The sequence below is a fragment of the Nocardia huaxiensis genome (assembly GCF_013744875.1).
Lineage (GTDB): Bacteria > Actinomycetota > Actinomycetes > Mycobacteriales > Mycobacteriaceae > Nocardia > Nocardia huaxiensis.
This window is the reverse complement of sequence record NZ_CP059399.1, coordinates 6,971,548-6,993,293: the sequence shown is the minus strand read 5'-3', so window position 1 is coordinate 6,993,293 and position 21,746 is coordinate 6,971,548. Positions and strand designations below refer to the sequence as shown.

Sequence of the window (21,746 nt, the reverse complement as noted above, 5' to 3'; positions counted from 1 at the left end):
CCCGAAGGGGACCGGACCGGCGGCGTGCGGGCAGCTCAGCTGGTGGCGGCGCGATCGTCGGAGCGGCGGCGCATGCGCAGCTGCCCGGCTATGGCGTAGACGCGTGAGATCGGGAATGTCGCGGGAGCGACGGTGTTTCGCGGCAGCAGGGTGGACCGGAACGCCGGCAACGGCATCGCATACGGGTCCATCACTGCCTCCCGGGCAGAACCTGAGGTGTGCGATGAAGAATAGCCCAGAATCTTCGCGGTGCGGGGAATTGACCGGTTACCGGGTCCGGAACACCGTGTCGTGCCAGGGTTTGTGCGCGACGGCGGTGATATCGGACATGACATGTTTGGCGGCCGTGTATTCCTCGAACGAGTACGCGGACATGTCTTTTCCGAAACCCGAGGATTTGAAACCGCCGTGCGGCATTTCGCTGACGATCGGAATATGGTCATTGAGCCACACGCACCCGGCCCGGATCTCGCGGGCCGCGCGCTGGGTGCGGAAGACGCTCGTGGACCAGGCGGAGGCGGCCAGACCGTAGACGGTGTCATTGGCCAGCGCGATCGCCTCGTCATCGGTGTCGAAGGGGAGCACCACGAGCACCGGCCCGAAGACCTCCTGCTGCACGATCTCCGAATTCTGCGCGGCGCCGGTGATGAGCGTCGGCTCGAAATAGGCGCCGCCGGCGGGCGTATTCGACGGAATACGGCCGCCGCGAACCACTTTCGCGCCGCGATCACGGGCGCGGGAGACCATGCCGATCACCTTGTCGCGATGGGCGCGGGTAATCAGCGCACCCAGATCGGTCTCCGGATCCTGCACCGGGCCGATGCGCACCTGATCCATGAGATCGGCTACGCGGGAAACGAATTCGTCGAACAAGGGGCGTTGCACGTAGGCGCGGGTGGCGGCCGTGCAGTCCTGCCCGACATTGATGAGCGAACCCGCGACAGCGCCGCGGGCCGCCGCCTCCGGATCGGCATCGTCGAACACGACGAACGGGGCCTTGCCGCCCAGCTCCAGGTGCACGCGTTTCACCGAACCCGCTGCGGTGGCGGCGATCTGCCGCCCCACCGCGGTCGAGCCGGTGAACGACACCATGGCCACCTCCGGATGCTCGACCAGCGCCGCGCCCGCGACCGGCCCGGTCCCGGTGAGCACATTGATCACGCCCGCCGGCACCCCGGCCTCGGTCGCCGCCTCCGCGAACAGCAGCGAACTCAACGGCGTGAGCTCGGAAGGCTTGAGCACCACCGTATTTCCCGCCGCGACGGCGGGAAGAATCTTCCACGCCGCCATCTGCAGGGGGTAGTTCCACGGCGCGATGGAGCCGATCACGCCGATCGGCTCCCGCCGGATGGCGGAGGTGTGGTCGGCCGAGTACTCCGCCGCCGCCCTGCCCTCCAGATTCCGTGCGGCCCCGGCGAAGAAGGCCGTGTTGTCGATGGTGCCCGGCACATCGAACTCGCGCGCGAGCCGAATCGGCTTGCCCGCATTACGGCTTTCCACCGCCGCCAATTCCTCCGCGCGTTCGCCGAGCAGCAGCGCCCAGCGGTGCATGACGGCCGAGCGCTCTCCCGGAGTGGTTCCCGCCCACCCCGGAAATGCTTCGCGCGCAGCCGATATCGCCGCGTCGACATCACTGCCGTCGGCTCCCGCGCCCGCGACGATCCGCTCGCCCGTCGCGGGTTCGGTGATCACCAGCGGCGCACCCGATCCGGCCCGGCGCGCACCGCCGATGAACTGCAGCTCCTGCGAACTCACTGCGCTCCTACTTCGTGTGGGCGTCGGCGTGGAGGAGCGCCTGATCGAGTACGGCCAGACCCTCCTTGGCCTCGGATTCGGACACAGTACACGGCGGCACCACGTGAATCCGGTTGAAATTGACGAACAGCAGCAGCCCGGCCGCCTTGGCCGCGGCCAGGGTTTCCGTCATGGCCGGACTGGTTCCGCCATAGGGGGCCAACGGTTCTCGTGTCGCACGGTCGCGGACCAGTTCGAGCGCCCAGAACACGCCGAGCCCGCGCACCTCCCCGAGACTCGGATGCCGATCGGCCAGCTCCCGCAGGCCGGGCCCGAGGACCCGCTCGCCGATCTCGGCGGCATTCTCGACAATGCGCTCGTCCCGCATGGCATTGATGGTCGCCACCGCGGCGGCCGTGGCCAGGGGATGCCCGGAGTAGGTGAGCCCGCCCGGATAGGCGCGATCGTCGAAGGTCGCGGCGATGTGCGGCGCGATGGCCACCCCGCCCAGCGGCACGTACCCGGAGTTCACGCCCTTGGCGAAGGTGATCAGGTCCGGCACCACATCGAAATTCTGGATGCTGAACCACTTTCCGGTCCGCCCGAACCCCGCCATCACCTCGTCGGCGATGAACACGATGCCGTACCTGTCGCACAGTTCACGTACGCCCGCGAGGTATCCCGGTGGGGGAACCATGATTCCGGCCGTCCCCGGCACCGGTTCCAGCACGATGGCGGCAATGGTGCTCGGCCCCTCGAACATGATGGTCTGCTCGAGATGCTCCAGCGCCCGCTGCGACTCCTCGGCCTCGGTGCTCGAATGGAATTGCGTGCGATACAGGAACGGGCCGAAGAAGTGCACGATTCCGGCATTGCCGTGATCATTCGGCCAGCGCCGCGGATCGCCGGTGAGGTTGATGGCCGTCTCGGTGCCCCCGTGATACGAGCGGTACCGCGACAGCACCTTGTAGCGCCCGGTGTGCAGACGGGCCATGCGCACGGCGTGCTCCACCGCGTCCGCGCCGCCATTGGTGAAGAAGATGCGGTTCAGCTCACCGGGTGTGCGTTCGGCAATCAAGCGCGCCGCCTCCGAGCGCGCGGCATTCACATGCTGTGGCGCGACCGTGCACAGTGTGGCGGCCTGCTGCTGAATGGCGGCGACGACCTTCGGATGCTGATGCCCGATATTCGTGTTCACCAGCTGCGAGGAGAAATCCAGCAGCCGGTTCCCGTCGCCGTCCCACACATACGAGCCCTGGGTGGCGGACACGACCATGGGGTTGATCTGCGCCTGCGCCGACCAGGAATGGAAGACGTGCTTGCGGTCGAGTTCATAGGCGCGCGCGGCCTGCTCGCGGGCCGCCTCGGGCGTGAGCCCATTCGGGAGAGTCATCGCGGAACTCCGTTCAGTGGTTCTGCGGGAAGCCGAGATTGAGGCCGCCGTGGCTGGGATCGAGCCAGCGCGTGGTGACCGCTTTGGTGCGGGTGAAGAAGTGCACGCCGTCGATGCCGTGCGCGTGGGAATCGCCGAACAGCGAGTTCTTCCAGCCTCCGAAACTGTAGTAGGCCATGGGCACCGGAATCGGCACATTGATGCCGACCATGCCCACCTCGACCTCATTGTGGAAGCGCCGGGCCGCGCCGCCGTCATTGGTGAAGATCGCGGTGCCATTGCCGTACGGGTTGGCGTTGATGAGAGCCAGGGCCTCGTCATAGGTGTCGACGCGCAGCACCGACAGCACGGGGCCGAAGATCTCGTCGGTGTAGACGCTCATGTCGGGGGTGACATGGTCGAGAACGGTCGGCCCGAGCCAGAATCCGTCGGCCGCGCCGTCGGCCTGCACCTGGCGGCCGTCGAGAACGACTGTCGCGCCGGAGGATTCACCCGCCGCGATGTAGGAGGCCACCCTGTCGCGATGCGCCTGCGTGACCAGCGGGCCCATATCGGTGCCGCGCGTCCCGTCGCCGGTGCGAATGGTCTTGGCTCGCTCGGTGATTCGCGCGACCAGGGCGTCGGCGACCGGCCCGACCGCCACCAGCGCGCTGATGGCCATGCACCGCTCACCCGCCGACCCGAACCCGGCATTGACCGCCGCATCGGCCGCCAGATCCAGATCGGCGTCGGGCAGCACCACCATGTGGTTCTTGGCTCCGCCCAGCGCCTGCACCCGCTTCCCGTTCGCGGTGCCGTTCTCGTACACGTATTTCGCGATGGGCGTCGACCCGACGAACGAAACCGCTTTGATCGCAGGGTTTTCCAGCAGCTCGTCCACCGCCGCCTTATCGCCCTGCACCACATTGAACACGCCGTCGGGCAGCCCGGCCTCCTGCCACAGCGCCGCCGTCCACAGCGAGGCCGACGGATCCTTCTCGCTCGGCTTGACCACCACCGTGTTCCCGGCGGCAATGGCGATCGGGAAGAACCACATGGGCACCATGGCCGGGAAATTGAACGGGGAGATGATCGCCACCGGTCCCAGCGGCTGCCGGATCGAGAAGATGTCCACCTTGGTGGACGCGTTCTCGGTGTAACCGCCCTTGAGCAGATGCGGTATGCCGCAGGCGAATTCCACCACCTCGAGCCCGCGCGTCACCTCGCCGAGGGCATCGGAGAGCACCTTGCCGTGCTCGGCGGTGATGATGGCCGCCAGCTCCTCCTTGCGCTCGTTGAGCAGTTCCCGGAACCGGAACAGCACCTGGGTCCGGCGGGCCAGCGAGGCGTCGCGCCAGGCAGGGAAGGCCGCGGCGGCCGCCTCGACCACCGTCCGCACGTCCGCCGCATTGGCGAGCGCGACCCGTCCGGTCACCACCCCGGTGGCGGGGTTGGTCACGGGCGCGGTGGCCTCGCTGCTCCCGGCGAAGGATTTGCCGTCGAGCCAGTGCGCGATGGTCTGCATATCTCCTCGATTCGATGTCATGGAATTCACGCGGCCCGCCCCCGGTCGCCGGCACGACGGGGGACGGGCACGGGAGGAGGGCCGGGGATGAGACTGCAGTGGCCCGGCATTCACTCTGCCGCATAACCCGTGAGTAGATGCCCGACATTCTGTACGGGATTCGCGTTGTCGTATTACGATTCGTCGGTGCTCCTCTCTGTCGCTGATGTGCTGGCGATGCCGGTGGTGCGCGCCGGGCAGCCGGAAGTCGTCGGCGGCGGGTCCCTGGATCGGCCGGTGCGGTGGGTGCACGTCAGCGAACTGCCGGATGTCGCAAAACTACTGGTCGGTCGCGAACTGATTCTGACCACCGGGCAGGCGCTGTCCTCGGGTGCCGACGCCACCTCCGCCTACCTCGAATCCCTCTCGGCCGCAGGTGTTTCCGGCCTGGTCGTGGAATTGGGAACGTATGTGCGGGAACTGCCCGAGTCCGTCGCCGACACCGCGGACCGGCTCGGCCTGCCGGTGGTGGCCTTGCACCGGGTGGTGCGGTTCGTGGAGGTCACCGAGGCGGTGCACCGCGTGATCGTCGCGGATCAATACGCGGAACTGGAATTCGCCCGCACCGTCCACGAAACCTTCACCGCCCTCAGCGTGCGCCGCGCCTCCCTCGCCGAAATCGTGAAGACCGCCGCGGGCATGCTCGACGCCTCGGTGGTCCTGGAGGATCTCACCCACCGCGTGCTGGCCCTGACCGCCCGCCACACCGCCACCTCCGCGCTGCTCGACAATTGGGAGACCGCCTCCCGCCTGCTCCCCGACACCGATGCGAACGTGGTCCCGGTCGGCCCGCACACCCAGCGCTGGGGCCGGCTCATCCTGCGTTCCAGTCGCGTCCCGACCGCCCGCGCCCGCATGGTGCTCGAGCGCGCCGCCCAGACCCTCACCCTGCACCGCATGATCGAACGCGACCGTTTCGGCCTGCACCGCCAAGCCCAGACCGGCCTCATCGACGACATGATCAACGGCCGCCTCACCGACGAACGCGACGCCCTCGCCCTGGCCGCCTCCTTGGGCCTGTCCCGCCGTTCCCGCTACCTCCCCCTGGCCGTGGACGTCTGCGCCGCAACGGAATCCGACCCGGTGGCCCATCAGCGCCGCACCGCCGCCATCCTCGACGCCGCCCTGCACGGAGTGGCCCTGGGCCGCGCCACCGCCCTCGCCACCCCCGAGCACGGCAACCGAGTCCTGCTGATCCTCGCCCTCTCCCGCACCCCCGACCTAGACGACCTCCTCACCACCCTCTGCACGGCCATCCTGGCCGAAGTCCACCGCGTCCCAGGCGTCGATCGTGCCGTCATAGGCGTTGGCGCGGAATCGGATTCCCTCCTCGACACCGCCCGCGAACTCTCCCAGGCCGCCCACACCGCCGAGGTGGCCCTCTCTCTGTCCCCGTCCCGCCCCCGCCCCTTCTACCGCAGCGGCGACGTCCGCCTCCGCGGCCTGCTCTCCCTCATCCGCGACGAGCCCGGCGTCCAGCGCTTCGCCGAAACCGAACTCAGCGCCCTCCTCCGCCACGACATCCGCCAAACCTCCGACCTCACCCGCACCCTCCGAGAATTCCTCGACCTAGCAGGCAACAAAACCGAACTCGCCAAACGCCTCAACATCTCCCGCCCCACCCTCTACGACCGCCTATCCCGCATAGAACGAATCCTCGACGTAGACCTAGACGACGGCGAAACCCGCACCTCCCTCCACACCGCCCTCCTCATCCGCGACCTGGCGGCCCTGACCGAGGCGTGAGGGAGGTCGGTCTCCTACCCGAAAGCCTGGGCGACGGCGAGGGTGTCTTCGTAGACGTGGTGGCGGGTGATGAGGCCGTTTTCGACGGTGAGGTGGAGGGCGAAGCGGGAGCGGTAGGGGCGGGCGGTGGGGCGGGCGGTTTGGCGAATTTCGCCCAGTACCACGGCGTCTGGGCCGTCGAACAGGATGCGTTCGATCACGGTTCCAGCTGCTTGCGGGATGTGGTGGAGGGCGAGTTCGCGGAAGTGGTCGGCGGCGTCGGCGCGGGTGGTGCGGTGGCGGATCCAGGGGGTGGCGGGGCGGTTGTGCTCGTGGTCGGGCCAGTTCAGTTTCCAGTCGCTGGTCGGCGCGTAGAGCTCGGCGATGGCCTCCGGATCGCCCGCGCCGATGCGGGTCAGCAGCTCTTCGACAACGGTGCGGGTGGTGGTCGTGGCGAGATCGGTCATGCCCGATAGCTTTCCGGGGGCATGTCCTGTCGTCGATTACCTCTGACGTAACTTTCGGGCGCGGAGCCAGCGGGCGGCGCGGAATGCCAGCCAGCCCAACAGGATCAGCAGGATCAGGACGGCTATGAAGGCCAGAACCGGTACGGCGAGGGCGAGGACCGTCAGGATCAGAGAGGTGCCGTCCTCGGCGGTGGAGACGACCGGATTGCCTACGCCGCCGGTGGTTCCCGTGACGAAGGGGCGGGCTACCGTGCGGCCGGCGTGCACGCTGCCGGCGGTGACAGCTCCGAGAATGGCGGTCACTGCGGGTGGGAGATTCGCGGAGAGGCTGGACTCGGCGGTGAAGAGGATCGCGCCCGAGGCCGGGGCGATGATCGCTCCGACGCCGTGCAGGACCGAATCCAGGGCTGGGATCTTGTCGCCGATCAGGTCGAGGATGAAGACCACGGCGAGGCCGATCAGGGCGGGGGTGGAGGAGAGCCAGCCGTAGGAGCTGCCGAGGTCTATCCAGCCGAAGCGGTCGGCGGCGCCGACGACCAGCAGGGGTAGCCAGGCGTTGAGGCCGGCGGCGCCCGAGAGGCCGAAGGCTCCGAGCACCGCCGCTACGGCGGACGTGATCTCCATGTCCTCAGTGTGACGGCAGCCGGGGCGTCAGCCGCGGTACATGGCCTCGATGTCGTGGGCGAATCGGTCCGTGATCACGTGGCGCTTGACCTTCAGGGTGGCGGTGAGCTCGCCGGTCTCCTCGCTGAGGTCGCGCTCGAGGATGACGAACTTCTTGATCGACTCGGCGTGCGAGACAGTGCTGTTGGCGTCGTCGACGGCCAGTTGCACGTCGGCGCGCAGGGCGGGGTCGGTGCGCAGAGCGGCGATGGTCGCCTCGGCGGGGAGCCCGCGGTCGGTCTTCCAGGTCTCGAACGCTTCGGGGTCGATGGTGATCAGCGCGGTGATGAAAGGGCGGCCGTCGCCGACCACGATCGCCTGGGAGATGAGCGCGTGCGAGCGGATGCGGTCTTCCATCGGGCCGGGGGAGACGTTCTTGCCGCCGGCGGTGACGAGCAGATCCTTCTTGCGGCCGGTGATGGACAGGAAGCCGTCGGCGTCGAGTTCGCCGATATCGCCGGTGCGCAGCCAGCCGTCGTGCAGGGCGGCGGCGGTCGCCTCGTCGTTGTGCCAGTAACCGGCGAACACCACGCCGCCGGACAGTTCGATCTCGCCGTCCTCGGCAATGCGAACGGCATTGCCGCCCAACGGCTGTCCCACCGAGCCGATCTTGATCGCGCCGGGGACGTTGACGCAGTGCGCCGCGGTGGATTCGGTCAGGCCGTAGCCCTCGTAGATCGGGACGCCGACACCTCGGAAGAAGTGGCCGAGTCGCGGCGCGAGCGCACCGCCGCCGGAGATGGCGAACTCGCAGTGCCCGCCCAGGGCCGCGCGCAGCGGCGCGTACACCAGGCGATCACAGAGCGCGTACCGCGCACGCAGCGGCAATGACGGCCGGTGCACGAATTCACCGGTATGCGAAAGGTTCTCACTCCAGCGGATGGCGGTCTGCTCGGCGAACCGGAAGATCGCGCCCTTGACCTTGCCGCCCGCCCGCGCCTTCTTGTCCGCGCCGTCGCGCACCTTCTCGAACACGCGCGGCACGCCGAGAATCGTGTGCGGGGCGAAGCGCGCGAACTGCCCGGTAATGGTCTTGAAATCGGCCCAATGCGCCTGTGTCATACCGCCTTCGAAGGCGGCGAGGGACACCGCGCGGGCCAGCACGTGCGCGAGCGGCAGGAAGGTCAGCATCCGCTGCCCGGGATGGGCGACCTCGCCGATGCTGGCGGTCAGAATGCCGCGCACCTCGGAGAGGAAATTGCGATGGGTGAGCATGCAGCCCTTGGGCCGCCCGGTGGTGCCGGAGGTGTAGACCAGCGAAGCGAGGCCATCAGCGCGCAGACCGTCCAGGCGCTCCCGCAGTGCCGCGTCCGGTGTGCTCGCGCCGTCGGCGATCAGAAGGCCCTCGGCCCCGTCGTCGATGACCAGCATCCGCCGCAGACCCTCCGGCGCGCCCGCCAGCATGTCCTTCTGCCGCACCGTCTCCACGATGGCGAGCGCCGCCCCGGAATCCTCCAGAATCCACCGCACCTGCTCGGCGGAGGACGAGTCGTACACGGGCACGGTGACCGCGCCGGCCGCCCAGATCCCGAAGTCGAGCAGTGTCCACTCGAAGCGCGTGGCCGACATGAGCACCACGCGGTCCCCGGGCTGAATTCCGTTGGCGATCAACCCTTTCGCCACATCGGAGACCAGTCGTGCGAACTCCGCCGCGGTGACGTCGAGCCAGTCGCTGCCTGCCGGCCGGGAGAACAGCACCCGCTGCGGTGTCTGCTCGGCCTGGGTGTACACCGAGGCGACGATGGTCTCGTCCTCGGCGATGGTGAAGGTGGGTGCCGCGAGGAATTCACGCACGGTCGTCTCCAGTCGTCGGATCGGGCTGACGGAATCGCCGCAGCGCACGGGCGAAGTCGGCGATTTCCCGGGGAGTCCAGTCGGCCATGCGCTCGCCGAGCTGGGTGAGGTCGCGTCCGGCGGCCGCCGCGAGGGCGTCGCGGCCCGCGGCGGTCAGGGCCAGGGGGTAGCCGGCGTGCAGGCTGCCCGCGCCGGTCTCCACCCAGCCGGCGTCCACGCACCCGCGCAATTGCCGCGACACGGTCGAGCGATGCACGCCGAATGCCTCGGCGATCTGCGTGGCGCGGCATCCGGGATTGCGGTCGATGAACGACAGCGTGGACTGCTGGGTGAAGGAGGGCAGCCCCTCGACGCCGGGGCGACCCGCGATGATCTCGCGGACGATCAGCGTCAGCTCGTCGTGGACGGCGGAGATCTCGGGAGATCCCCGCCCGGGCAGGTGTTGCATGGCGCAACTATATCCACGAACCGACCGGATGGTCCTATGGGGTGCCGGAATGCGGGTGTCCGCCGGAACGGGCATGAATTGCCTTCGCGCCCCATACTTTCGGGGCATCGCGCCGCCGCCCGTTCGGTAACGACGGGTTGGCCGGTTCCGATTTCCCATTCGTCCCGCCGGGGTGGCCGATTCGAATCGAGGGAACGCATGAAACTCACATCCGCGCTGGTCGCCGTGCTCGCCGCCGGGGTCGTGATGGGTGTGAGCGGGTGCGAGAGCACCTCCTCGGACCCGGTGGCGGTACCGACCACCAAGGTCACCGGCACGGCTGCCGAGCCGACCCGGCCGGGCGGGGGAGGGCAGACCACCGACGAGTCCGCTCCGGCCACCACGACCGTCACGCCGACTCGGCCCACGACGCCGGACACCACCATCGCACCCGTGACCTCGGCCCCGTACGGCAGCGGCCACGGCCTGTGCTTCGACCTCAATTCCAAGCTGGCCGACGACGCGATCAAGAGCCTCGCGGTGCCGGGCAGCACCGGGGCGTGGAACAACCCGGCCGCCAGCAATGATCCGATCTCGGCGGGCTGCGATGGCGTGCTGTCGTGGATGACCGTGGAGTCGGGCAACATTCACCCGTACACGCACGTGCTGTTCTTCGCCGACGGCAAGTACCTCGGCACCGCGACCTCGGAGCCGTACGCCTACACCCACGTGGCCGGCAAGACCGCGAACACGGTCTCGGTCGAATACAGGTGGGTGCAGGGTGACGATGCCCTGTGCTGCCCGTCCGGCGGGCCGAGCACCGTCACCTTCACACTCTCGGGCGGCAAGGTGCAGGCGAACGGTCAGTTCCCGCCGCAGAACTGATCGCCCCGGCTCGAATCGGCCTGCGCCGCTACAGGTATCCCGCGTCGCCGATGCTCGCGGCCGGCGTCGCCTGGATGCGGCTGCGATTCTCGCGGGCCTCGACGAGTTCGGCGAGGGTCATGCCGTCGACGTCCACGCTGGGCAGCGCCCGATCGCCGAGCTCCCGCGTCAGCCAGCCGGTCGCCTCGGCCTGCGAGAGCCGTCCGACCTCGAGCTGCGCCAGGCAGCGGCCCGGCCGCACCACGGCCGGGTGCAGCCGGGACAGATCCTCATTGGTGGTGATGGCCACCAGCACATCGCGGCCCTGCCCCAGCAGGCCGTCGGTCAGGTTGAGCAACCGCGAAAGCCCTTGTCCGGTGGACTCTTTCGCGGATCCGCGGATCAGCTCGTCGCAGTCCTCGAGCACCAGCAGCCGCCAGCGGCGCTTGCTCTCGTCGTAGGTGTCCACGCCGATGGCCACCTCCATGAGATAGCCGGGCTGAGAGAACAGCACCTCGGGATCGAGCACGCAGTCGACCTGGCACCACTTCGCCCATTCGCGCGCCAAAGCCCTTAGCGCGGAGGTCTTTCCGGTACCCGGCGGCCCGTGCAGCAGCAACAGGCGACCGTTCACATCCTCGGCGCGCATGGTCATCAGCCGCCGCAGCGCCGCGGCCACGTCGGTGCCGTAGTTGCCCTCGATCTCCGCCCAGGTGCCGGCGGTGATCGAGCGCTCCTTGCGCTGCGGACCGTTACATCCGCTGTGCCAGAAGCCCATCGACACCTGCGTCTCGTCGTCCTCGGGCTCGACGGTCGCATCCGCGGTGCACAGTTCGAACACTTCGCGCGCCAGCGCCTCGGTGGCCGCGCACACATCGACCGACGCGGTTCCGTTGTCGCGCCGCACAACTCGCAGTGTCCACCCGTCGCCGACGGCCAGCAGCGCCCGAGTCCCGTTGTCATCGCTGGTCCGCAGCACCCGCGCCCCCTCCGGGCACAGCGGAGCATCCGGCTTCACATGCTCGAGTTGCTTCGAAACCGCATGCGGCTGTTCACCATTGACATACGGAGCCAAGCCGAGCGCATCGATGACATCGCGCGGCGAATCGGAGTCGTCGAGGTTCATCACCCACGACACCGGTCCGGCCGTCGCGGCGGGGGACTCCTCGCGGCCGATGAGCCGGATGAGGCGTTCCTGGGCGTTCATGGTCACCCGACGATGATCCGAAGATTCCCCGGTGGGGTCCACCCATTTTCGGGCCTCGACCTGGACGTAGCTCACGAGCGATAGAAGGATTGGGATATGCGCACCTATGCATGTAAGCGCGGCATGTCTCCTGTGATCTCTACGGTTTATTGACGAAAGTCACTGATTCCCGGCGGGTTTGGGCTATTACACTCCGTAGTAGTCAATGTTGCCGAGGAGGATCACCCGATGGACGCCTTCGAGCGTGAGGTCAGTTTGTCCGCCGTCCATGTGCACTGGTCCGATCCCGACGATGCCTTCGTTGCGCGGTCGGATCAGTATCCGGGTCTCGTCCATCACGATCATTGGTCGTCGCTGGCGGCGGTGAACGGGCTCATCGACCGGATTCGGGAAGCCTTCACGCCACAGGTGCGCACCGCCTAGATACCGAACGATCGGTACGCATCGGGTTACTGGAATATTGCTGTTTCAGTGATCGGATTTCCCTACACTGCCCGCCATGGATGTGCACACGCGGCAGCTGAGGTACTTCGTCACGGTGGCCGAAGAACTGAGTTTCACCCGCGCCGCGCAGCGACTGTATGTCACCCAGCAGGGGCTGAGCGCGCAGATCAAACAGCTCGAACAGGCGCTGGGCGTGGTGCTGTTCTCCCGCACCACGCGCAATGTGGAGCTCACCGCGGCGGGCGCGTCCTTCTTCAAAGAGGTCCGCTACGGGCTCACCAGGCTCGACGCCGCGGTGGAACGCGCGCAATCGGTCCACCGCAATGAACAGGACCGGCTGACGCTCGGCTGTATGGAAGGCGCGGCGCTCACCCTCACCGAACCGATTCTGTCCGCGTTCCGGGAACGCCACCCGGACGTGAGTCTGGAACTGCGGCAGTTCGGCTACGACGATCCGTCGGCGGGCCTGCGTTCCGGAGCCGTCGATGTGGCCATCGTCCGGCATCCCTTCGTCTACGAGGGTCTGGAATTCGAGCGGCTCTTCGCGGAACCGCTGGTCGTCATGCTGCCGGTCGGCCATCGGCTCGCGGGCCGGGCCGGCGTGCTGGCGCGCGAGATCGCCGAGGAGCCCATGCTCGGCGCGTCCTGTTCGGATCCGGTGTGGAATGCCTTCTGGGAGTTCGACATTCATCGCGAGGGCCGACCGGCGCAGATCATCTCCAGATCCAGCACGCTGCTCGAGGAACTGCACAAGGTCGCCACCGGCCAGGGCATCGTGATCACGGTCGCCTGTGTGCGCTGGATCCCGTTCCCGGGCGTGAAGCTCAGCCCGGTCATCGATGCCGAGCCCAATGAGGTCGCGGTGGGCTGGCGCGTGGATCACCGCACCGCACTGGTGCGCTCGTTCATCGACATCGCCCGCACCGTCCGCGACGAGCACCCGGAGCTGGTCGCCCAACTCGAGGAACCCGACTTCCTCGACTGCACGCTGCCGCTGCATCTGTGACCGCCGTGCCGATTGACAACGAAACCTGATGAGTCACCCGGAATTCGGTGTTTCTCTTCGGCTCGCCCGCTCTCTACTGTTCATGCCGTGAGCAGCCGCGAACCCGAAATGCTTCCGCGCAGAAGCAAATGACGGCCCCGCTCGCCGTACTGCCTCACACATCTGCAGGTGAGGCGTCCCTCGGCACCGCCGGTGAACGGATTGAGCCCCCGAGTCTCCGGCGGTGCCGGATTTCCGCAAGATGAGGAATTCGGAATGACCTTGACCCGTGCGCGATTCCGCGGCAGGCGAACCTGGCACGCCCTCGCGATTCTCACGGCGGTGGCCGGTGCGATCATCGCCCCGAACATCCACCTCACCCCGGCCGCCCAGGCCGAACCCGCTGGCCTGCACGGCCCGCTGAGCACCCGCGGCCGCTATATCGTCGACGCCGACGGCAATCGGGTGAAACTGCAATCGGCCAACTGGCACGGCTCCAGCGGCACCTGGCAGGGCAGCGGCGACGACGAGGATCCGGCGAACAATTTCGCGCAGGAGACCGGACATCGCGCGCCGCTCGGACTCGACCGGGTGCCGATGGACAAGATCATCAATGATTTTCGCGGACTCGGCATCAACAGCGTGCGGCTGCCCTTCTCCAACGAAATGATCACCGACACTCGTCCGGTGCAGGGCCTGACCGCCAATCCGACGCTGAACGGCCTGAAGCCGCTCGAGGTCTACGACCGCGCGGTCACCGCCCTGACCGACGCCGGGCTGGCCGTCATCCTCAACAACCACACCACCTCCACCCTCTGGTGCTGTGCCGTCGACGGCAACGAACGCTGGAACTCCGGTCAGACCACCGAGGAGTGGATCGACGACTGGGTCTTCATGACCGCCCGCTACCAGGGCAATTCGGGTGTCATCGGTGCGGATCTGCGCAACGAGGTGCGCCGCGACACCTGGCACAACCCGAACTGGGGCTGGGGTGACGGCAACGACTTCGAGGACGCCGTCCAGTGGGCCGGCGACCGAATCCTGAAGGACGGCAACCCGAATCTGCTCATCATGATCGAGGGCCTCAACTGGCAGGGCATCCCCACCGACCTGACCGATCACGAACGCCCCATGTTGAAGCCGATGCGCACGCTGACGCCGACCCTGGTGCGCTCGCACAAGATCGTGTACGCCGCGCACTTCTACGGCTACATCGGCCCGAATCACACCGGCGCAGACGGGTGGGGCGAGACCACCGATCCGCGCTTCCGCGATATGTCGCGCGCCGATCTGTTCACGTCCATGGACGAGCTGGCCGGTTTCGTGGCCGGCACCGCCGACCGGCACTTCACCGCCCCGGTGTGGATCAGCGAATTCGGTGTCGGCAAGGACGCGGGCGCGGCGGACAAGACCTGGTTCGTCAATCTGATCGACTGGCTCATCGAGCGTGACCTCGACTTCGCCTACTGGCCGATGGTCGGATTCCAGAAGGGCGACAAGGGAAATCAGTGGGCCCTACTGCGCTACGACACCGACGGCAGCCTGCGCAGCGTCCTGGACCCCGATGATTGGCGCGGCGCGCAGCTGCGACGACTGGTGGACGCGAAGGGCTACACCGGGCAGGTCGCGCCGGTGCGCACCTGGTCGGCGCTGAACGCCGAGCATCGCGATCACAATGCCTCGCTGCGCGCGGCGAACGACTGGGATCCGGGCGCGCACAAAGCCGTCTGCCCGGATGATCAGCGACTGATCGGGATCAGCTCCGGCGATCATCGCGGGCTGTGCACCGACGCGACCCAGGGTGACCTCTGGCAGGCCGGCACCACGGCGATGGTGGTGAAGACCGAGAACGTGACCACCGACTGGGCCTCCGGTTTCACCAAATACCAGTGTGCCGAGGGCCAATTCATGATCGGTTACAGCCTGCGCGGCGACGGCATGTCCGCGGTCCTGTGCGCCCCGGGCCGAATCCCGCTGGCCGGCGCCGGCCGCACGGTCTGGGACGACAAATGGGACAACCGCCCGGCCTCCGGAGAGGGCGGCGACTACGCCGAGGGCTTCTACAAGGCTCAGTGCAATGCCGACGAATACGCCGCGGGCATCGGCTTCTCGCGGGTCTGGTACCGCGGCGGCCACCCGGATGCTCTCTACTGCCGCAAGCTTTGACGGAGCGGTCTGCGCGGATCGCGGCAGCGGAGTAGGTGATGTGGCCCGCACCGGAATCCCGGTGCGGGCCATGTGCGTTCGCGATATCGGCAACAGCCGACGAAGCGTAAGGCCGATCCAGGTTATTCTGAATATGTGTAAGAATTGTGACCCGAGTCACAATTCTGGTTCCCGCTGGTAACTCCGTTTCATATCCCGGCAACACTTCCGGCCCCACAATCCCTCACAGGTCAGGTGACCAAGATGAGGAGTTACACAATGGAACCGAGTGCGCGCACCGTACTTTCGGGGGAGTCACAGGCATCGGCGGGTGGGGTGTCGCGGCTCAAACCCAATGTCGTCGGGCTGCTCGGCGTGGTGTTCATGGCGGTGGCCACGGCCGCGCCCATCACGGCGATGACGGGCAATGTGCCGTTCATGATGTCCTCGGGCAGCGGAATCGGCACGCCCGCCGCGTTTCTCATTGCCATGGTGGTGCTGGCGGTGTTCTCGGTCGGATTCACCACCATGTCCAAACACATCACCGCGACGGGGGCGTTCTACGGATTCATTTCCTTCGGGCTCGGGCGCACCGCGGGATTGGCGGCGGGGCTGCTGGCCACCTTCGCGTACATGGTTTTCGAGCCGTCGCTGATCGGGATCTTCTCCAGCTTCGCGCACAATACGGTGCTCGATCAGGCCGGGGTCGACATTCCGTGGTGGGTGTTCGCCATCGGCATGCTCGCCGTCAACGCACTCGGCACCTGGTTCGGGGTGGCGGTGGCCGAACGGCTGCTCATCGTGCTGCTGGTGACCGAGGTGACCGTTCTGTTCGTCATGGCGGTATCGGTGCTTCTGCAAGGCGGTGGGCCGGAAGGCATTTCGTTCGATCCCATCAATCCGGTGAACGCCTTCGGCGGAGTGTCGGCGGGCCTGGGCTTGTTCTTCGCGTTCTGGTCGTGGGTCGGCTTCGAATCGACGGCCATGTACGGGGAGGAATCCCGCGACCCCAAGCGAATCATTCCGCGCGCCACCATGATCGCGGTGCTCGGCGTCGGCGTGTTCTACGTCTTCGTCTCGTGGATGGCCATTTCCGGCAGCGGCCAGGACAAGGCAATGGAGCTCGCGGCCTCGGCCAATCCCATGGACGTCTTCTTCGCGCCCACCGAGAGCTTCGTCGGGCACTGGGCGGTCAGCACCATGCAGTGGCTCATGGTCACCGGATCACTGGCCTGCGGCATGGCCTTCCACAACTGTGCCTCCCGCTACCTGTATGCGCTCGGACGTGAAGGCGCGATACCCGGATTGCAGCAGACCATCGGACGCACGCACCCCAAGAACGGGTCGCCGCATATCGCCGGGCTGGTGCAGACCGGCATCGCGGCCGTGCTCGTGCTCGCATTCGCTGTGGCGGGCAAGGACCCCTACGCCGGTCTCTACACGCTGCTCGCGGTGCTGGGCACCATGGCGATTCTCCTTGTGCAGGCCACCACCTCGTTCGCCGTGATGAACTACTTCCGCACGCATCACCCCGAAACCCGGCACTGGTTCAAGACCTTCCTGGCCCCGCTCATCGGCGGCGTCGCCATGCTGGGAGTGGTGCTGCTGCTGGTGGTCAATATGGACACCGCGGCGGGAGCCGAGGCGGATTCGCTGGTGTTGAAAGCGACCCCGTACCTGGTGGCAGTGGTCGCCCTGGCCGGCCTCGGGTACGCGACCTACCTCAAACGCACCGACCCGGCACGCTACGCACTGCTGGGCCGCACGGTGCTGGAGGAAACCCACGAACGCTGAACGGGCACAACCCGTCAGACCCGAGGAGAGGTGAAACATTGGCACTGACCGACGAGACCAAGGCCGCCTACCGGGACCGCGTCATCGCCGTCGAACCCGGCGGCGACGACCGCATCCCCGCCGACGCCCGGCACGGCACCCCGCGAAAACTGTTCTGGACGTGGATGTCTCCGAACATGGAGTTCGCCACCATCTTCGTGGGCGTCCTCGCCGTGACCGTGTACGGGATGGACTTCTGGCAGGCGAGCCTGGGTCTCGCGGTCGGCGCCGGACTGGGCGCGGCCGGGCACTTCGTGCTCTCCGCGCGCGGACCACTGCACGGGGTGCCGCAAATGGTGCTGGGGCGCTTGGGATTCGGCTATCGGGGCAATGTGCTGCCGGCCGGATTCATGTCCCTCATGTGCGGGGTCGGCTGGTTCGCCACCAATAGCGTGAGCGGGGCGTTCGCCTTGAACACGCTCACCGGACTGCCCAAGGTGCCCGCCCTGCTGGTGATCGTGGTGGCGCAGACGGCCTTCGCGTTCTTCGGGCACAACCTGGTGCAGGCGTTCGAGCGAATCGCCTTCCCGCTCCTGGCAATCGTGTTCGCCCTCGTGACGGTGGTGATCTTCAGCAAGGCCGACCTGGGTGCTGCCGCGCCCGCCGGGGGAGTGGGCGGCACCGGCGGCTTCCTGCTGACGGTCGGCACCATGTTCGGCTATGCCGCGGGCTGGAATCCCTACGCGGCGGACTACTCCCGCTATCTGCCGTCATCGGTGTCGACCCGGGCGACAGGTTCGTACGCCTCGGCCGGACTGTTCCTGTCCTGCCTGTGGCTCTCGGTCCTCGGCGCGGCGTCGGTGACCGTGGCATCCGGTGCACAGGGCAGCCCCACCGATGTGTTCACTGCGAATTTGCCTGCGGCCCTGGCGAATCTGACGCTGCTGGCGATCGCGGTGGGTGCGGTCGCCGCCAATGCGCTGAATGTGTATTCGGGTGCGATGGCTTTCGTGACCATGGGCTTCACGCTGCCGATTCGCATTCAGCGGGCGGTGGTGTCGCTGGCCTTCGGCGTGATCGGATTCCTGGTCGCATGGTGGGCGCTGGCCGATGCCGCCGCCAGCTACGAGGCTTTCCTGTTGATCGTCGCCTACTGGATCGGGCCGTGGCTCGGGGTCGTCCTCACCGACGAATACCTGCGCCGAGGTCACCGCGTCGACGATCTGCTCTACGACCGCGCGTACACCAATTGGAGCGGCGTCGCGGCCTTCGTCCTCGGCCTGGTCGTGTCGGTGCTGCTGTTCTCCAACCAGGCCAAGTTCGTCGGCTATATCGCGAAACAGGCTCCCGAGCTGGGCGACATCACCTTCTTCGTGGGCTTCGCGCTGTCCGCCACGGCCTACTTCCTGCTCGCGCGTACTCGGATCGCACGGACTCCGGTGGCAGCATGATGACCATGGGCATCGCACAGGAACTGCTGGTCACCGCCTACGACGAGGCGCGGCTCGGACTCGCCGAGGGCGGCATCCCCATCGGCGCGGCCCTGTTCGACAGCCATGGCGCCCTGCTCGGTCGCGGCCACAATCGGCGCGTCCAGGACGACGATCCCAGCGTGCATGCCGAAACCGACGCCTTCCGCAATGCCGGACGCCGCCGCGACTACCGCGACACCATCATGGTCACCACGCTCTCGCCGTGCTGGTACTGCAGCGGCCTGGTCCGCCAGTTCGGCATCGGCGCGGTGATCGTCGGCGAATCCACCACCTTCACCGGCGGCCACGAATGGCTTGCCGCGCACGGGGTTTCGGTCACCGTCCTGGAGGATCAGGACTGCATCGACCTGATGACGAAGTTCATCGCCGACCGGCCGGACCTGTGGCACGAGGACATAGGAGTGATCGATTGAACGCCATCGCGACCGTCGACCTCGACCGCTGGCGCGCGGGCGGGGCCGACGCCACCCGCATGCTGCTCGAGGTCGACGCGGGCATGCAGCGGGCCGGTTTCCTGCTCGTGCGCGGACACGGTGTGCCCGAAGGACTTCCGGGCGCGGTGCGCGCCGCGGTCCGCCGCTTCTTCGCCCTGCCCGAAGCGGTGAAGCGGCGTTATGCCGTCAGCGTCGGCGGGCGCGGCTGGATCGGGCCCGGCATGGAGGCCAACGGGTACGCCGAAGGCACCGAAACCCCACCGGATCTGAAGGAGACCTTCGCCGTCGGAGCCGACACCCCGACCGGGGACAAGGCCGTCGACGAGGTCTGGTTCCTGGAGAATGTGTGGCCCGTGGAGGTGGCTGAACTGCACGAGCTGCTCACCGCCTACACCGGCCACATGCGCAGCCTCTCCGACGAACTGCTGGCCCTGTTCGCCGCCGCACTCGCCTTGCCGCACAACCCTTTCGAAGGCTTGACCAGCAATCCGACCTGGACCTGCAATATCAACTGGTATCCGCCGCTGACCGCCGTCGGCCCGCCGGAGCCGGGCCAGTTCCGCATCGGCCCGCACACCGATTTCGGCACGGTCACCGTCCTCGACCGTGAACCCGGCGCGGGCGGGCTACAGGTCTACACCGAGGAGGGCGGCTGGGCGGACGCGCCCTACGATCCGTCCGCGCTCACCGTGAATATCGGTGACCTGCTGGCGCATTGGAGCGGGCAGCGCTGGCCCGCCGGACGCCACCGCGTGCTCCCGCCGCAGGCCAGCGCCCCCGATGAGGACCTGGTGTCGCTGATCTACTTTTACGAACTCGACCACGACGCCGTGGTGACCCCGCTGCGGCCGCCGATCGGGCGGATCGGCGGCCTGGAACCCGTTGTGTCGGCGGCCTTCCTACGTACCCGCCTGGACGCGATCACCCTCGGATAGACCAATCGGCGGGTTCTCGCTGCCGCCGGTCGATCCGGCGGCAGCGAGAGCGAATCATGCTTCGGCGGCGGCCTTCTCGGCGACCGGTGACGCGACGGCGGAGGTGGCGCTCCGACGGGTCCGGTGGCTGACCAGCAGCAGTCCCAGCGCCATCGCGGCCAGCCCGGCCGCGATCGGTCCCAGCGACCCGGATCCCCACTGCTGCAAGCCGATTCCGCCCACCGCGCCGCCGAGCGCGATCCCGAAGTACTGCGCCGAGGCATTGAGCCCCAGCAGCAGCGGCGTGCTCTGCGGCGACAGCTCCATGAGCCGATGCAGTTGCGCCACCGACCAGATCCAGCCCGGAATGCCGAAGGCCACGGCCCAGATCAGCGCGGTGGCGAACGAGTGGCTCGCCGCGCCCACCACGGCGAGCACCACGATCACAGCCGCCAGCATGTACGGCTGTAGTCGCCGCGAACCCACCCGGTCCACCAGCCGCCCGCCCACCGTGCTGCCGATGACCGCGACCACGCCGTAGACCCACAGCAGGATCGCGAAGCGCCCGGTATCGCCGCCGGTGGCCACGTCCATGATCGACGCCAGATAGGTGTAGACGACGAACATGCCGCCGAACAGCATCAGCGCCTGCGCCAGCGTGGCGGCAATCGTGGTGTCGCGCAAGGGAATCAGGCGCTCGCGCAAGCTGGACGGCGCGGGCAGCCGGACATCGGGCACCGTGCGCGCCACCGTCGCCAGCGCGACCAGACCCAGTGCGGCCACCATCCACAGCGTGGCCCGCCAGCTCAGCGCGCCGCCGATCCACGAGCCCAGCGGCACCCCGATCGCGCTGGCCATGGTCAGCCCGCCGGTCACCACCGCGATGGCCCGGCCGCGCCGCTGCGGCGGCGTGATCGCGCCCCCGACCGCGGCGGCATTGGGCGTGTACAGGGCCGCACCCGCCGCGGCCAGTACGCGCGAGGCCAGCACCAGCGCGAACGAGCCGGCCAGGGCGGTCACCACATTGCCGAGAATGAACAGCGTCAAGGCGCTGACCAGGACTTGCTTGCGCGAGAACCGGGCGGTGAGCGCGGCCAGCACCGGCGAGCAGAGCGCATAGGACACCGCGAAGACCGTGACCAGCTGTCCGGCGGCGGAGGTCGAGACGTGCAGATCGTCCGCGACCGGGCCGACCAATCCGGCGGTGACGAAGGCATCGACGCCGATGGCAAAGGTGCCCAGCGCCAAGGGAATCAAACGAAAGTTCACCCGAAGCTCCTACAGGAGTGGGGCGGGAGACACCCGCAATAGTTGGACGAATGTCATACTATGAAGACGGTTCGATGAGTGTCAAACAATCAAACCGTGGGGGTACGCTCGAAGCCATGCGCAACCTGCCCCAGCCCGCTGCCGAGGACATCGAGTTCGTCGCCGTCATGCACGCGCTGTCCGATCCGGTGCGGCTGCGCCTGCTGGTCGCCCTCGACGACGACGCCGACCACACCTGCACCGCGGCCGCCGAGGGTATCGACGTGCACAAATCCACCACCTCGCACCACTATCGAGTGCTGCGCGAATCCGGGATCATCAGCTCCCGGCAGGAAGGGCGGCTGCGGCTGGTGCGGCTGCGCCGGGAGGAGCTCAACGCGCGATTCCCCGGCGTCCTCGATGCCGCGCTCGCCGCCGGGTACGCCGAACTCGAAGCCGCCGCGGACAAGTGAGAACCCGGGCGCGCCAGGAA

The 21,746-nt window shown here is 67.8% G+C and carries 20 protein-coding genes; 10 read left to right on the top strand and 10 right to left on the bottom strand.

What is annotated here, in order from left to right:
* Positions 1 to 35: 35 nt before the first annotated feature.
* The 4 genes from H0264_RS31815 to H0264_RS31800 all read right to left on the bottom strand — a co-directional run bounded on the left by H0264_RS31815 (position 36) and on the right by H0264_RS31800 (position 4,631).
* Positions 36 to 191 carry a hypothetical protein gene (locus H0264_RS31815; RefSeq protein ID WP_181580966.1) on the bottom strand — a complete coding sequence of 52 codons (156 nt, stop codon included), beginning with the start codon at positions 189 to 191 and terminating at the stop codon, positions 36 to 38.
* A 76-nt stretch (positions 192 to 267) separates the two neighbouring features.
* Entirely contained in the window at positions 268 to 1,755 is a 1,488-nt protein-coding gene (locus tag H0264_RS31810) for a gamma-aminobutyraldehyde dehydrogenase (RefSeq protein ID WP_181580965.1), read from the bottom strand.
* Positions 1,756 to 1,762: 7 nt separating this feature from the next.
* Positions 1,763 to 3,127, bottom strand: a complete 1,365-nt coding sequence (locus H0264_RS31805; RefSeq protein ID WP_181580964.1) for an aspartate aminotransferase family protein — start codon at positions 3,125 to 3,127, stop codon at positions 1,763 to 1,765.
* 13 nt (positions 3,128 to 3,140) lie between these two features.
* Complete coding sequence (locus H0264_RS31800; protein WP_181585978.1) at positions 3,141 to 4,631, bottom strand: CoA-acylating methylmalonate-semialdehyde dehydrogenase; 1,491 nt, start codon at positions 4,629 to 4,631, stop codon at positions 3,141 to 3,143.
* A 186-nt stretch (positions 4,632 to 4,817) separates the two neighbouring features.
* Here H0264_RS31800 and H0264_RS31795 point away from each other — a divergent pair, with 186 nt between their 5' ends.
* Positions 4,818 to 6,416, top strand: coding sequence for a PucR family transcriptional regulator (locus H0264_RS31795; protein ID WP_181580963.1), 1,599 nt, complete (start codon positions 4,818 to 4,820; stop codon positions 6,414 to 6,416).
* Positions 6,417 to 6,430: 14 nt separating this feature from the next.
* Here the strand turns inward: H0264_RS31795 and H0264_RS31790 are convergent, their stop codons facing one another.
* Genes H0264_RS31790 through H0264_RS31775 form a run of 4 tightly spaced genes read right to left on the bottom strand, consistent with a single transcriptional unit; the run spans position 6,431 to position 9,767 of the window.
* On the bottom strand, positions 6,431 to 6,862 hold the full coding sequence (locus tag H0264_RS31790; RefSeq protein ID WP_181580962.1) for a nuclear transport factor 2 family protein: 432 nt from the start codon (positions 6,860 to 6,862) through the stop codon (positions 6,431 to 6,433).
* A gap of 36 nt (positions 6,863 to 6,898) precedes the next feature.
* A complete protein-coding gene (locus tag H0264_RS31785) occupies positions 6,899 to 7,486 on the bottom strand; it encodes a DUF4126 domain-containing protein (RefSeq protein ID WP_181580961.1) in 588 nt (195 codons plus the stop codon).
* Between the two features lie 27 nt (positions 7,487 to 7,513).
* A complete protein-coding gene (locus tag H0264_RS31780) occupies positions 7,514 to 9,319 on the bottom strand; it encodes an AMP-dependent synthetase/ligase (RefSeq protein ID WP_181580960.1) in 1,806 nt (601 codons plus the stop codon).
* Positions 9,312 to 9,767 carry a MarR family winged helix-turn-helix transcriptional regulator gene (locus H0264_RS31775; RefSeq protein WP_181580959.1) on the bottom strand — a complete coding sequence of 152 codons (456 nt, stop codon included), beginning with the start codon at positions 9,765 to 9,767 and terminating at the stop codon, positions 9,312 to 9,314. Before H0264_RS31775 ends, H0264_RS31780 begins: the two co-directional genes overlap by 8 nt.
* A 198-nt stretch (positions 9,768 to 9,965) precedes the next feature.
* Between H0264_RS31775 and H0264_RS31770 the strand changes: the two genes are divergently transcribed.
* Complete coding sequence (locus tag H0264_RS31770; RefSeq protein ID WP_181580958.1) at positions 9,966 to 10,631, top strand: LppP/LprE family lipoprotein; 666 nt, start codon at positions 9,966 to 9,968, stop codon at positions 10,629 to 10,631.
* A gap of 28 nt (positions 10,632 to 10,659) precedes the next feature.
* Here H0264_RS31770 and H0264_RS31765 read toward each other — a convergent pair whose 3' ends face one another.
* Positions 10,660 to 11,817, bottom strand: a complete 1,158-nt coding sequence (locus H0264_RS31765) for a DUF5925 domain-containing protein (protein ID WP_231087301.1) — start codon at positions 11,815 to 11,817, stop codon at positions 10,660 to 10,662.
* A 228-nt stretch (positions 11,818 to 12,045) separates the two neighbouring features.
* On the opposite strand from H0264_RS31765, the gene H0264_RS31760 reads away from it, so the two are divergent.
* The 7 genes from H0264_RS31760 to H0264_RS31730 all read left to right on the top strand — a co-directional run bounded on the left by H0264_RS31760 (position 12,046) and on the right by H0264_RS31730 (position 20,026).
* The gene (locus tag H0264_RS31760; RefSeq protein WP_181580957.1) at positions 12,046 to 12,240 is read left to right on the top strand and encodes a hypothetical protein; all 195 of its coding nucleotides are present in this window, start codon (positions 12,046 to 12,048) and stop codon (positions 12,238 to 12,240) included.
* Positions 12,241 to 12,316: 76 nt separating this feature from the next.
* Positions 12,317 to 13,267, top strand: a complete 951-nt coding sequence (locus H0264_RS31755) for a LysR family transcriptional regulator (protein ID WP_181580956.1) — start codon at positions 12,317 to 12,319, stop codon at positions 13,265 to 13,267.
* A gap of 255 nt (positions 13,268 to 13,522) precedes the next feature.
* A complete protein-coding gene (locus tag H0264_RS31750) occupies positions 13,523 to 15,412 on the top strand; it encodes a glycoside hydrolase family 5 protein (protein WP_181580955.1) in 1,890 nt (629 codons plus the stop codon).
* A gap of 258 nt (positions 15,413 to 15,670) precedes the next feature.
* On the top strand, positions 15,671 to 17,185 hold the full coding sequence (locus H0264_RS31745) for an APC family permease (protein ID WP_181580954.1): 1,515 nt from the start codon (positions 15,671 to 15,673) through the stop codon (positions 17,183 to 17,185).
* A gap of 38 nt (positions 17,186 to 17,223) precedes the next feature.
* Complete coding sequence (locus H0264_RS31740; protein WP_181580953.1) at positions 17,224 to 18,615, top strand: purine-cytosine permease family protein; 1,392 nt, start codon at positions 17,224 to 17,226, stop codon at positions 18,613 to 18,615.
* Between the two features lie 5 nt (positions 18,616 to 18,620).
* The gene (locus H0264_RS31735; protein ID WP_420832003.1) at positions 18,621 to 19,070 is read left to right on the top strand and encodes a nucleoside deaminase; all 450 of its coding nucleotides are present in this window, start codon (positions 18,621 to 18,623) and stop codon (positions 19,068 to 19,070) included.
* Positions 19,067 to 20,026, top strand: coding sequence for an isopenicillin N synthase family dioxygenase (locus tag H0264_RS31730; RefSeq protein ID WP_181580952.1), 960 nt, complete (start codon positions 19,067 to 19,069; stop codon positions 20,024 to 20,026). Before H0264_RS31735 ends, H0264_RS31730 begins: the two co-directional genes overlap by 4 nt.
* A 54-nt stretch (positions 20,027 to 20,080) precedes the next feature.
* On the opposite strand, the gene H0264_RS31725 is transcribed toward H0264_RS31730, so the two are convergent.
* A complete protein-coding gene (locus H0264_RS31725) occupies positions 20,081 to 21,274 on the bottom strand; it encodes an MFS transporter (RefSeq protein WP_181580951.1) in 1,194 nt (397 codons plus the stop codon).
* Between the two features lie 116 nt (positions 21,275 to 21,390).
* Between H0264_RS31725 and H0264_RS31720 the strand changes: the two genes are divergently transcribed.
* Entirely contained in the window at positions 21,391 to 21,726 is a 336-nt protein-coding gene (locus H0264_RS31720) for an ArsR/SmtB family transcription factor (protein ID WP_181580950.1), read from the top strand.
* The last annotated feature ends 20 nt before the right edge of the window (positions 21,727 to 21,746 follow it).

Excerpts from the sequence above, each read along its gene's own strand:
- H0264_RS31800 (WP_181585978.1), bottom strand. The coding sequence starts at position 4,631 with ATGCAGACCATCGCGCACTGGCTCGACGGCAAATCCTTCGCCGGGAGC.
- H0264_RS31720 (WP_181580950.1), top strand. The coding sequence starts at position 21,391 with ATGCGCAACCTGCCCCAGCCCGCTGCCGAGGACATCGAGTTCGTCGCC.
- H0264_RS31750 (WP_181580955.1), top strand. The coding sequence starts at position 13,523 with ATGACCTTGACCCGTGCGCGATTCCGCGGCAGGCGAACCTGGCACGCC.
- H0264_RS31755 (WP_181580956.1), top strand. The coding sequence starts at position 12,317 with ATGGATGTGCACACGCGGCAGCTGAGGTACTTCGTCACGGTGGCCGAA.
- H0264_RS31770 (WP_181580958.1), top strand. The coding sequence starts at position 9,966 with ATGAAACTCACATCCGCGCTGGTCGCCGTGCTCGCCGCCGGGGTCGTG.
- H0264_RS31815 (WP_181580966.1), bottom strand. The coding sequence starts at position 191 with ATGGACCCGTATGCGATGCCGTTGCCGGCGTTCCGGTCCACCCTGCTG.
- H0264_RS31745 (WP_181580954.1), top strand. The coding sequence starts at position 15,671 with ATGGAACCGAGTGCGCGCACCGTACTTTCGGGGGAGTCACAGGCATCG.
- H0264_RS31775 (WP_181580959.1), bottom strand. The coding sequence starts at position 9,767 with ATGCAACACCTGCCCGGGCGGGGATCTCCCGAGATCTCCGCCGTCCAC.
- H0264_RS31760 (WP_181580957.1), top strand. The coding sequence starts at position 12,046 with ATGGACGCCTTCGAGCGTGAGGTCAGTTTGTCCGCCGTCCATGTGCAC.
- H0264_RS31735 (WP_420832003.1), top strand. The coding sequence starts at position 18,621 with ATGGGCATCGCACAGGAACTGCTGGTCACCGCCTACGACGAGGCGCGG.
- H0264_RS31785 (WP_181580961.1), bottom strand. The coding sequence starts at position 7,486 with ATGGAGATCACGTCCGCCGTAGCGGCGGTGCTCGGAGCCTTCGGCCTC.
- H0264_RS31790 (WP_181580962.1), bottom strand. The coding sequence starts at position 6,862 with ATGACCGATCTCGCCACGACCACCACCCGCACCGTTGTCGAAGAGCTG.
- H0264_RS31805 (WP_181580964.1), bottom strand. The coding sequence starts at position 3,127 with ATGACTCTCCCGAATGGGCTCACGCCCGAGGCGGCCCGCGAGCAGGCC.
- H0264_RS31765 (WP_231087301.1), bottom strand. The coding sequence starts at position 11,817 with ATGAACGCCCAGGAACGCCTCATCCGGCTCATCGGCCGCGAGGAGTCC.